This window comes from Paraburkholderia mimosarum LMG 23256 = NBRC 106338, assembly GCF_000739815.1.
Classification (GTDB): Bacteria; Pseudomonadota; Gammaproteobacteria; order Burkholderiales; family Burkholderiaceae; genus Paraburkholderia; species Paraburkholderia mimosarum.
The window spans coordinates 1-10504 of sequence record NZ_BBJJ01000126.1 but is presented as its reverse complement, the minus strand read 5'-3'; the positions used below and the strand labels follow the sequence as shown (position 1 = coordinate 10504).

General features: G+C 60.7%; 9 protein-coding genes and 3 pseudogenes. 10 read left to right on the top strand and 2 right to left on the bottom strand.

The window, feature by feature from the left end; all coding sequences use genetic code 11:
• Positions 1-284: transposase (locus BMI01S_RS34685; RefSeq protein ID WP_042292393.1), on the bottom strand; the 284-nt coding region annotated here is incomplete at its 3' end.
• A gap of 150 nt (positions 285-434) precedes the next feature.
• Here BMI01S_RS34685 and BMI01S_RS34680 point away from each other — a divergent pair.
• From BMI01S_RS34680 to BMI01S_RS34655, 7 genes and pseudogenes are all read left to right on the top strand, one after another.
• Complete coding sequence (locus tag BMI01S_RS34680) at positions 435-1010, top strand: hypothetical protein (protein WP_028232797.1); 576 nt, start codon at positions 435-437, stop codon at positions 1008-1010.
• Positions 1011-1408: 398 nt separating this feature from the next.
• Positions 1409-2806 (top strand): TniQ family protein, encoded by a 1398-nt coding sequence (locus BMI01S_RS39940; RefSeq protein ID WP_081723612.1) that lies wholly within the window; start codon positions 1409-1411, stop codon positions 2804-2806.
• Positions 2807-2871: 65 nt separating this feature from the next.
• A pseudogene (locus BMI01S_RS41485) lies at positions 2872-3042 on the top strand (IS5/IS1182 family transposase); the annotation flags it as partial.
• Positions 3043-3532: 490 nt separating this feature from the next.
• Positions 3533-4066, top strand: a complete 534-nt coding sequence (locus tag BMI01S_RS34670) for a hypothetical protein (RefSeq protein WP_028232795.1) — start codon at positions 3533-3535, stop codon at positions 4064-4066.
• A gap of 25 nt (positions 4067-4091) precedes the next feature.
• On the top strand, positions 4092-4730 hold the full coding sequence (locus BMI01S_RS34665) for a Crp/Fnr family transcriptional regulator (RefSeq protein WP_028232794.1): 639 nt from the start codon (positions 4092-4094) through the stop codon (positions 4728-4730).
• A gap of 182 nt (positions 4731-4912) precedes the next feature.
• Positions 4913-5773 carry a sulfurtransferase gene (locus BMI01S_RS34660; protein WP_028232793.1) on the top strand — a complete coding sequence of 287 codons (861 nt, stop codon included), beginning with the start codon at positions 4913-4915 and terminating at the stop codon, positions 5771-5773.
• A 248-nt stretch (positions 5774-6021) separates the two neighbouring features.
• A complete protein-coding gene (locus BMI01S_RS34655; RefSeq protein ID WP_028232792.1) occupies positions 6022-8358 on the top strand; it encodes a plasma-membrane proton-efflux P-type ATPase in 2337 nt (778 codons plus the stop codon).
• Positions 8359-8435: 77 nt separating this feature from the next.
• Here BMI01S_RS34655 and BMI01S_RS34650 read toward each other — a convergent pair.
• Positions 8436-8789 (bottom strand): annotated as a pseudogene (locus BMI01S_RS34650) (NrsF family protein); the annotation flags it as partial.
• Between BMI01S_RS34650 and BMI01S_RS41480 the strand changes: the two are divergent.
• The 3 genes and pseudogenes from BMI01S_RS41480 to BMI01S_RS34635 form a co-directional block, all read left to right on the top strand.
• Positions 8790-9179 (top strand): annotated as a pseudogene (locus BMI01S_RS41480) (low molecular weight phosphatase family protein); the annotation flags it as partial.
• A gap of 10 nt (positions 9180-9189) precedes the next feature.
• Complete coding sequence (locus BMI01S_RS34640) at positions 9190-9684, top strand: arsenate reductase ArsC (RefSeq protein WP_028232791.1); 495 nt, start codon at positions 9190-9192, stop codon at positions 9682-9684.
• A gap of 14 nt (positions 9685-9698) precedes the next feature.
• Positions 9699-10397: an MIP/aquaporin family protein gene (locus BMI01S_RS34635; protein ID WP_036046977.1), complete on the top strand. Its 699-nt coding sequence runs from the start codon at positions 9699-9701 to the stop codon at positions 10395-10397.
• Positions 10398-10504 lie beyond the last annotated feature (107 nt).

The following is a 10504-nucleotide window of genomic DNA, read 5'->3' as shown; positions in this document are numbered from 1 at the left end:
CCGGGGTAGGCGAGTTTGCCCACGCTGAGCGCGAAGCCCTGCAGAGCGCGCAGCGGCAGTTGAAAAACCTGCTTGAGGCCGAGCAGCATCTGGATCGCCGCATCACTGTAGACACGCGGTCGGCCGCGCCTGGTCGGGCCAGCCTCGGATACCTGCGTCAGTACGCTTTCATCAATCCACATGGTCACGTCGCCTCTCGCGATCAAACCGGCGTTGTATTCTCGCCAGTTCCTGACGCGGTACGCCCCTTTGGGCTCGCTTGCCTTGCGTTCGTCCTTGCGCATCTTCTCGGCGAAAAAAGCAAGAATCTACGCAGTTCGAAGTGAAGTTAACATCCTGGTCAACCCGAGCGTTGCGCGTAAACGTCAAGACCCCGCGAAGCAGCCTGATTTCTGCAACAACGCCATGCTGCGCGACAATCAGGCACTTCTACCGTGATCTTGATGGTCGATGAAGCGCAGGAGCTCAGAGAGTTGGACATGCAATTTCTGAAAGACATCTTTAATGCATTGCATAACGAGCGCGTGCGACTCGTTTCACTGCTCTTCGGGGAAGCCCCCAAATTTTACAACGTCGCTGCAAGCTGGCCAGAATGCATCGACGCAAGGTTCGCCCAGCACAAGTGCTCTCTCAGGGGATTGAACAAGCAGGAGGATATCGTGCGGGTCCTCAGAGAAATTGATTCCGCGCCGTTCTCGATCGGCAGCGATGATACTTGGACGAGCGCACTCTTTCCTGCCGCCTACGCCGCCGGGTTTCGGCTGGAGAACGAGGCCACGAGCTTTGTGAACGCATTGGCAAAGGCAACGCGCGGCAAGAGCGTGGCACTTCCCACCGCCAACGTATTTGCCGCGATCAAGGCATGCGTCCACGCTCATTGGGAACGTGACGCGGCAGACATGATGATCGGTGACGATGCGTGGAGGCAAGCGGTCGCGTGGGGGCGCATTGCGAAGGCTGCGGCCTCACTGTCAGGCGGCGAGCCCCGCCTATGGCAAATTTCTGCATAGGCGCGACTCAGTGCGTGAGGCTCCATGAGGCGTCTACGCCCCGGTGGGGAGCACGTGTCGCCGTGCCTGATATCATGATTTGCAAGATCTCCAGTCAAATGCTGTTGGAGGGCTCCGGCTGCGATGGGCAAGTGGCTCTGGGACAAAGAACGCCGATTTACGGCATGATCGGCGAGAAGAATCAAGGCGCGCGTCCACGCGACGCTAACCTGTAGCCGGGAAGCAGGTGGGCGAACGCCGCCCATCACCGACAAGAGTACATCGAGCCAAGTATGCGGAGCCGGATCGAGCGAGGCGATAGAGCGAAAACGCGGGTGATCGCCCTTTGGCGCAAACGGGCGAAATGATGAAACGGCCCGTCACGGGGCCAGGGAGTGGTGGCCGTCGAGGGAAGTGCAATGTCGCGTCTCAAGTACCAAGCGCTGCACCGCCGGGATCCGATCCTCGGAACTGACCTCCCGCCAGTGCAACACGAATCAACCTTCTCTGTACTGTTGCGACTTGCCGCGCGCAATGTTTGGAATCGCAACGGAATCTGCCGCGTGTTCGAGCTAGGCGATGCTGCGCATAATTTCAGCTTCTATGACGGTGACAGTCTACTGCAGCAACGAATCATTGAAATGACAGGCTGGAATTGGCAACCGGCGGAGTGGGAACTCGGCGGGCGGCTGCCACATCTGAACGACGCTTTGTGGTCTAAGGTACTGCGATTCTGCCCGATATGCTTGTCAAATGGTTTTCATAGCTTGTGGTTCCAATTTTCCGCGATGCAGGAGTGTCCGATGCACGGATGTGTGTTGACGGACCGATGCCAGTCGTGTGGCTCACTCGTAGGTGCCTATCGTTTCACGACGAAACTGTTCACTACTCCGTTTAAGTGTCCAGAATGCTCTGGTTGGATCGCGGGAGCGCCGTTCAATCATGGAAGCGGAGATGATTTACGAAGACACCGCAGTTCAGTCGAATTCGCGTTCGCACCGATAAGTACATGGTTTGCCGAGGCAGCTAGCAACCTACAATTTTTAAACCAGATAGCTTGTCGCTGGACGGATTCAGACTCACCCTTCAAGTTGCTGCACGATCGGCTCTTAACGGGGGCCATGGCGCTCTACCATCCCTTGCCAGCGCGATTGCGGTGGGAGTTTGCTGCTCTGGTCGACATCGTTGCGTGGCGGCATGAAGTCGCGAGCTCGCTTGGCGCGGTGTCCGATATGCCACATCGTTATGGCTATCTCCGTTATGGCCTCCCACTGCTAGTGTATCGAGCAACGCTGCGTACGTTACGTAGCTTTGTCGGAACGCGGCCATTCGAAGCTGGAGGAGCGAACCGTCCAATGGAAAGACCCGGGGGACTTACGCAGGTTAGCCGCCTGAGTACCTTGCAGGCGGCATATTTGCTCATGAGGATGGTTTTTGAACGGGGCGCACCGCTAACACTTGGGGCCGACCTCCGCGGTGTCGTACTGGATGATGGCGTGTTCGCACATGCGTTGGTGGGGAACATCCTTGGCCGCTTAGCCTGTCGCGTCATTATGCTAGGTGCATTTGCGATGCTTGTGGACCTGGGCGGCGACTTCTGTCGAGCGAGATTGGCAAAGATAGATAACCCGTCGTTCCAAATTTCGAGCGTAATCGCCTTCGCGGGCGTCGCGTTGGCCAATGCGCAATACTGCGTAGCAATATTGCCGAAGATAGGGGCGCTTCCCATTTTGCCAGCAGAGCATAATCACTTGAACCGAGACGTAATCGATGTGATCAACATCGCATTAGTTAGCAGGGTGCTGAAGTACCGCTGAAACACGTCATCGCGCAGAGTTCGAGGATCGTTGATAGATGGACTACCATTTGCCACATCGAGATTATGCGCGGCACTGACACTTTTATCGAGAGCCTGTTTTCCATGCGCAAGCTCGACGAGTTCGTTCCGAATTCGCATCCATTGCGTTCGATCCGCGTGATGGCGAACGAAGCACTGGCGAAGATGGATCGACTGTTCGCTGGGATGTACGAAGCGGACGCAAAAGGCGGCCGGCTGGTCAAAAATTTGGCCGCCGCCTCATCTCACTTTCACTCAGCGAGGCGGCAATGTCACCCATCATCATGGCCTGACGCTCGCCGAGCGCGAAGCCGCTTTAACGGATCGAAGTCGCCGACCTAGACTGTATAAGGTAGCACCGATGTCACCGGCACCCATCGTGTCCGTAGAACAAAGCAATACGTTCCAAGATTAAGTTCGCAGGCGCTTTGGAGGCTGACTTAGGTCAAACTGAGATCAGACACGCTTGCATCGCGAGTGGTGGGGGTGATTCCCCTTCCTTCTCACCATTCACGGGGGGTGGCCGTTGTCAGACCGCCCTGTTCCTTCGAAACGACATTGGCACGCTTGCGACGAAGGTGCGCGGCCATTTCGGCGTCGCGTGACGGAACGTCAAACCCTATCCGTCAGCGAGATATGATTCCAGTCATAGTGAGCGGCAGATCGCAGCGCTAGACTGCGGCTGCATTCGAGACTGGAGATGTTCATGGCACGCACAGCTACGCTTCTGTTCGCTGCGGCACTCGCTGCGGGCAGCCTCGCTTCATCCGTCGCGGCCGACATGACCGCGCGCCAGACGGAGGTTGCGCAACGGGGCGCCGACGTGATGCCGTTTTCGCTGACGGCAACCACCCATATCTTCACGAAGACCACGGATGGCGGCGTCCAGCAGGTTGTGACCAAGGAAGACGATCCCCAGCAGGCCGGGTTGATCCGCCAGCACCTGGCAATGGTCGCGCAGCAGTTCGCCGCCGGCGACTTCAAGGGACCGGAGCAGATCCACGGCAAGAACATGCCGGGCCTGGCGGCGCTTCGCACAGCGAAGCCGGGCGAGCTGACGATTACCTATCGCGACCTGCCCAATGGCGGCGAAATCGCCTATCGGACCGATCAGCCCCGGCTGGTCACCGCGCTGCACCAGTGGTTTGACGCCCAACTGTCCGACCACGGCCACGATGCGATGGCGGGTCACGGCGCGGAGATGAGGCATCATCATGCGACCGGCACCACACCCGAATAGCGTGTCCGCGGTCACGAAGCCTGCCGTGGACACGCATGAGCGGGTTGCCGACACCCACGTTGCGGGTCTTCCGCCCTCCTGGCCCGAGGCATTGCGTCTGGCCGCACGGCTGCGCCATTACGACGCCGGCACCACGGTCTTCCGACGCGGACAGCCGGCGCAGGCCGTCTACCGGGTTCAGGCGGGCCGTGTATTGTTGCGGCGTGACGAGGCCCACGGCGAGTCCATCACGCTGCAGATCGCCGAAGCGGGCGAGTTCGTGGCTGAAGCGAGCCTCTTCAGCCCGCGATACCACTGCGAGGGCGTTTGCCCGGTGGCCAGTCAATTGCTGGTGCTGCCTGCCAAAGCGGTGCTTGCGTGTCTGCGGCTCGATTCCACCTTCGCGATCGACTGGATCCGGCTGCTGTCCCAGCAATTGATGCAATCCCGTGCGCGCGCAGAGCGCCTTACCCTCCGATCACCGCGCGAGCGCATCCTGCATTGCCTGCGACTCGAAAGTGACGTCCACGGCGTATTCACGCTGCCGGGGTCGCTGATGCAGTGGGCACGTGCGCTTGGGATCGCACACGAGAGCCTGTATCGCACACTGGCCCAGCTCGAACGGGAGGGACTCGTCGCGCGCGAGGGAACCCGCGTTGTCCTGAACGGAGATCGGCCAGCGTAACGGGCTCGATGGTCGCGATTGTCGAAAACCGTTGACCTGCGTCAACAGGGTTGCCCGGTATTCGCGATTGACTGACATCAACGTCCGTGCCCTGAACGCGCGTCCATATTTTTGTCAGAAGCGACTGACGCAAATAGAGTTGCGCGGACGCCTGATTCTTCATTCACCCGGTGAGGCTTGTCATGCATGAAAGAGTCCTCATTTCCGCTGCCGATCTGGCGGAACTCATGAAAACGACGCCGGTGGTGCTCATCGACACGAGAGACGCCGCAAATTACGCGGAAGCCCACTTGCCCGGCGCAGTCAACATCCACGAGATATTCACATATCTGGCGATGTCAACGCCGCAAGGCGTAGTGGCTTTGCGCGAGACCTTCACCGAAGCCTTCGGCAAGGCCGGCTTGTCCGGGAAGGAAACTGCGGTGGTCTATGAGCAGTCGATGACAACCGGCTTTGGACAGTCCTGCCGGGGCTACGTGTTGCTTCGTTATCTTGGCTATCCGAGAGACAGGATCAAGGTGCTCCACGGCGGGTTCAGTGCCTGGCGTGCAGCGGCGCTGCCGGGCACGACCGACGTACCGGCACCGAAGCCCGTCGGATTTCCTGTCGCAGCCGAAGGGCCCAGCATTCTGGTGGACTTGAACGAGATGAAGGAAGCCGTCGCCGACCCACACGTGGTAAAACTCGATGTGCGCGACGTCGACGAGTGGATTGGCGAAAGTTCATCTCCATACGGTAAGGACTTCTGCCCGCGGAAAGGTCGCATTCCAGGCTCGGTCTGGCTCGAGTGGTACCGCATGATGAAGCCGACGCCCACCGGGCAGATGTTCAAGTCGCCAGCGGAGATTCTTGCTGAATGCGCGACAGTCGGGATACGCCAGGACACGCCGGTCGTCGTGTTCTGCTTCAAGGGCGCGCGGGCTTCCACGACGTTCGTTGCGCTCGAGGAAGCCGGCATCCAGAGCGTCCGGCTATACCTCGGGTCCTGGAACGAGTGGTCCCGGGACCTCTCACTTCCCATCGAAGAGGGGATGCCCTACTGACTCCACACCGCTTGAGGCAACTCGATCTTCCCGTGGGTCCATCCTGTGCGTTGTCGATCATGCTGCCGCGATCGGACCGATCAACCGGTTGAGGCTCGTTTTGTGGAGACACAGATGGCCATCGTTGAAGCGCCCCGGCTGAACCGGCAGTAATGCTCTGCAGCAAATCGGGAACAGCCCGTCATATGTCAAAGTCTTTCCCTCCGCAGATCGACCCTGGGTATCGAAGTCTTGAAGCCGCCGCGCCCATGGGAGAAACTGAGGCGCTGATATCGGCTGCCGGACTGTCGACTGCCGAAGCGCGACAGCGCGCGAAGGAATTCGGGCCGAACGCGATCCGCGAACAGACGATACCGTACTGGCGTGTGCTGTTGCCGAAGTTCTGGGCACCCGTGCCGTGGCTGCTGGAAGCGGCCGTCGTGTTGCAGATCGGCATGGGCGCCTATGTGGAGGCCGCCGTTGTTGGCGCACTGCTCGTATTTAACGCCTTGCTTGGCATCGTTCAGGAACAAAGAGCCGGTGTCGCGCTCGCTGCACTCAAACAAAGACTGGAGCCGACCGCACTCGTTTGCCGCGATGGACAATGGACACGCGTGCCTGCGGCTGATCTCGTGCCTGGCGACGCAGTGCAGTTAGCACTTGGGGGTGTCGTACCCGCAGACGTGCGCGTAACAATGGGCTCCGTGATGGTGGATCAATCGATGCTGACCGGAGAGTCCGTGCCAGTCGAGGCTCCGCCTGGCGGGACGGTCTATGCTGGTTCGCTCGTAAGGAGCGGCCGGGCATCAGGAACGGTCACGGCGACGGGCACGCGCACCTACTTTGGCCGCACCGTCGAACTCGTGCAGATCGCGCACGCGCCGAGTTCCGAACAGCACGCGGTGCTCGCTGCAGTGAAGGGCCTCGGGCTCGTCAACGGCATCATCGCGCTCGTCTCGGTGGGATACGCATATTTTCTCGGTTTTCAGGGTGCCGAACTGATACGTCTCGCGCTCACGGCTTTGCTGGCAACGATCCCGGTAGCGCTGCCGGCCACCTTCACGCTCTCCGCAGCAGTCAGCGCGCTCGCGCTGAGCCGTCGCGGTGCATTGCTCACGCGTTTATCCGCAGTGCATGAGGCGGCAGCCATGGACGTGCTTTGCTCCGACAAGACTGGCACGCTCACGCAGAATGTGCTGGAAGTCCAGGAAATCTCGTCGATGCCCGGCTTTGATCGCGAGCGGGTGCTGCTTCTAGCCGCGATGGCAAGTTCTCATACCGGCGACGATCCGCTCGATGCAGCAGTTCAGCAAGCAGCAGCCTCATTGATCCCTGAACGACACGATGAAAAACCGACACGCTTCGTCCCGTTCGATCCAGAGACGAAAATATCAGAAGCCTATCTGTCGCACGACGGTCATGAGCCGTTGCGTGTCTTAAAGGGTGCGCTGCAAGCGATCGAGCAGATCGCAGAGGTAGCGCCAAGCGCTCGTGCGAAGTCCGACGAGCTTGCCCATCAAGGTCACCGCATCATTGCGGTGGCAGTGGGAGCACCCGGCGGCTCGATGCATCTGGCTGGCTTGATTGCACTGAGCGATCCCCCGCGCACTGATTCAGCTCAACTTATCGGAGCGCTCAAGGGGCTCGGCGTGCGCACAGTCATGGTGACGGGGGATTCGTCCGCCACTGCCTCCGCCATTGCCGGGAAAGTGGGCCTTCGGCCGACACCGTATCCCGCCACAGCCTCACACAAGCACGCTGATCTCCAGCAGTTCGATGTCTACGCCCGCGTATTGCCGGAGGACAAGTACCGCCTCGTGGAGGAACTGCAACACAGCGGGCACGTTGTTGGCATGTGCGGAGACGGAGCCAATGACGCGCCCGCGTTACGTCAGGCGCAGATCGGGATTGCGGTTTCGTCCGCTACCGATGCGGCGAAGGCTGCGGCCGCGGTCGTCCTGACGGAACCGGGGTTGGCAGGTATCCTCTCGACCGTCCGGGAAGGTCGCACCGCGTTCCGGCGTCTTCTGACCTATGCGTTAAACATGCTGGTGAAGAAGATCGAGGTCGTTTTGCTGCTGGCTTATGGTCTCGTCGTTGTCCATCGCGCGTTACTCACCCCGATGATGATGGTGCTGCTGCTTGTCACAAACGACTTCCTCACGATGTCTTTGACGACGGACCGGGCAACGCCAGCACCGGCGCCGTCGGTCTGGCGCATGCGTCGCATCGTCACCGCAGCCACAATTTTCGGTAGCTGCAAGCTGCTCTTTTCGAGTAGCATCGTGGCCGCCGGTGCGTTGTATAGTCGGTTGCCGACCGGCGAATTGCAAAGCCTGAGCTTCCTCGCAATCGCCTTCGGCAATCAGGCGACTCTTTATGTGTTACGCGAGCGCGGCCATTTCTGGCATTCCCTACCGGGCCGATGGCTGCTGCTGTCGTCCGCAATTGACATCACGATCGTCTCAGTGCTCGTACTGTCCGGGACGCTGATGGCCGCGTTGCCGTTGTCGCTAGTGGCAGCGGTTGCAATGACCGCTATCGGGTTTGCGCTGATTCTGGATCAACTGAAGATACCGGTCGAAGCGGCGCTGCGGCTTGGCTAGACCGGGCGACCAGGCTTGGCGAGAAGGGGGCCGGCGTGTGAGGCGTCGCGTGACGAGTGCCCAACTCCATCCGACAATCACACAGCCGCGCCGATCCAACGGAACAGCCGCGAACCGTACGACGCGCTCCCGATCAACAGGATGACCGTCAGACCGATATTCCACATAAGAATCATCACCGTTGCGTCGAGCGGATGATAAAGCGACAGCGCCACCGCAGTCATCGCAGAGACGGCGAGGCTTGCCGCCATGGCCACCGGCGCCGGCGCGAGGCGCGCGACATGGCGCAGCATGATCAGCAGCGTCAACGAAAGAGGCACGCCGGTGAGCACGAGGGTCGCGAAGCAGCGAGCCGTTTCGCCCGGCGACAGGCCGTCGGGGCCGATTTTGACCCAATTCGTTAGGCAACCGTAGCCGATTGTTGAGATCCAGCCTACTCGGCCGGCAGTCATCCCAAGGGCGAAGTGAACCCGTTCGCGCTGCGTGAGTTGGCGCGCTGGCATCTGCCGACCGACGGCTATCGCAGCAAGAGCTGGGATGAGTTCGCCCAACCTGGCGCGCCGGCGCTGGATTTCGTCTTCACGGTCTGCGACAAGGCCGCTGGCGAAGTGTGCCCGGTGTGGCCCGGCCAGCCGATGACGGCGCACTGGGGCGTGCCCGATCCTGCCGACGTCGAGGGTTCCGATGAGCGCAAACAGCAGTCGATGCATGAAGTTGCTCTGACCTTGAAGCGCCGCATCGAACTCCTGCTGTCGGTGCCGATCGCCAAACTCGATAACGTCGCGCTCCAGCAAACCGTGCGCGACATCGGACAACGCTGAAGTCTGCTCAATGACCACCAACATACTGATTCTCTGCACCCACAACTCCGCGCGCAGCGTTCTAGCGGAAGGCATGCTCAATCACTGGGCCGCGACGCTGGGCAAGGATATCCGCGCGTACAGCGCCGGAAGCGCGCCAAGCGGCCGGCTCAACCCGTTTGCGCTGGAGGCGCTGACGCGCATGGGCGTCGATGTGAGCGGCTATCGCAGCAAGAGCTGGGACGAATTCGTCGGCTCAGGCGCGCCCGAAATGCGCATCGTCATCACCGTGTGCGACAGCGCGGCCGCGGAAACCTGCCCGTACTGGCCAGGCAGTCCGGTCAAGGTTCACTGGGGGTACGCTGACCCGTCCAATGCGTTGGGCGGCGACGAGGGCAAACGCCTGGCGTTCGAACTCACGCGCCAGGCGATCGGCTATCGCATGCTGCAATTGCTCGCTTTGCCGCTCGACACAATGAGCAACGCCGAGCTTCAGCAGGCGCTGACGACCATCTCGGAGAACTGAACGTGGTCGTCGACATGCGCCGGAAAGTGCTCGCCGAGCTGATTGGCACCATGCTGTTGCTCGCGGTTGTGATCGGCTCGGGCATCATGGGGGAGCGCCTGGCCGGCGGTAACGTTGCGATCGCGCTGCTCGCGAACACGCTGGCGACCGTCGGCGGCCTGTATGTGCTGATCGAGGTCTTTGGCCCATTGAGCGGCGCCCACTTTAACCCGGCCGTCAGCGCCGCGATGGTCCTGCGTGGCGAGTTGCCGGCGTCCGAACTGCTGCCGTACATCGTTGCGCAACTGATCGGTGCGTTGCTGGGGGCATGGCTCGCACACGCGATGTTCGATGTGCCGATCCTGCAATTCTCGACCAGGATTCGCGCGGGTACCGGACAGTGGATCGCCGAGGCGGTGGCGACGGCAGGTCTGTTGCTGGTCATCTTGCGTGCGCCGGCCGGGCGCGCGTCGGTCCTGGTCGCGAGCTACATCGGCGCCGCCTACTGGTTCACGGCGTCCACGTCGTTCGCCAATCCCGCGGCTGCGTTCGGCCGCATGTTCACGAACAGCTTCGCCGGGATCTCACCAGCCAGTGCACCGGGATTCGTGCTGGCTGAGCTGGCGGGGGCGGCGATCGGGCTGGGACTGAACCGTGCGTTTGAGCGACCTCAATTACGACTGCGGCATCCCAACATGATCGAATCGTCCGGCGAACGTGAAGAAGCGCGTTGATCGGGCTACCCCAAGGTATTTGAGGTAGGGAGCAAGTTCCGTTCGAGTGCTAAAGGCGATCTTTGTTTGCGCTGGTATGTGCGTTGCAGCCGCGATTCGCAACCTCA

Excerpts from the sequence above, each read along its gene's own strand:
- BMI01S_RS39940 (WP_081723612.1), top strand. The coding sequence starts at position 1,409 with ATGTCGCGTCTCAAGTACCAAGCGCTGCACCGCCGGGATCCGATCCTC.
- BMI01S_RS34660 (WP_028232793.1), top strand. The coding sequence starts at position 4,913 with ATGCATGAAAGAGTCCTCATTTCCGCTGCCGATCTGGCGGAACTCATG.
- BMI01S_RS34655 (WP_028232792.1), top strand. The coding sequence starts at position 6,022 with ATGGGAGAAACTGAGGCGCTGATATCGGCTGCCGGACTGTCGACTGCC.
- BMI01S_RS34640 (WP_028232791.1), top strand. The coding sequence starts at position 9,190 with ATGACCACCAACATACTGATTCTCTGCACCCACAACTCCGCGCGCAGC.
- BMI01S_RS34670 (WP_028232795.1), top strand. The coding sequence starts at position 3,533 with ATGGCACGCACAGCTACGCTTCTGTTCGCTGCGGCACTCGCTGCGGGC.
- BMI01S_RS34635 (WP_036046977.1), top strand. The coding sequence starts at position 9,699 with ATGCGCCGGAAAGTGCTCGCCGAGCTGATTGGCACCATGCTGTTGCTC.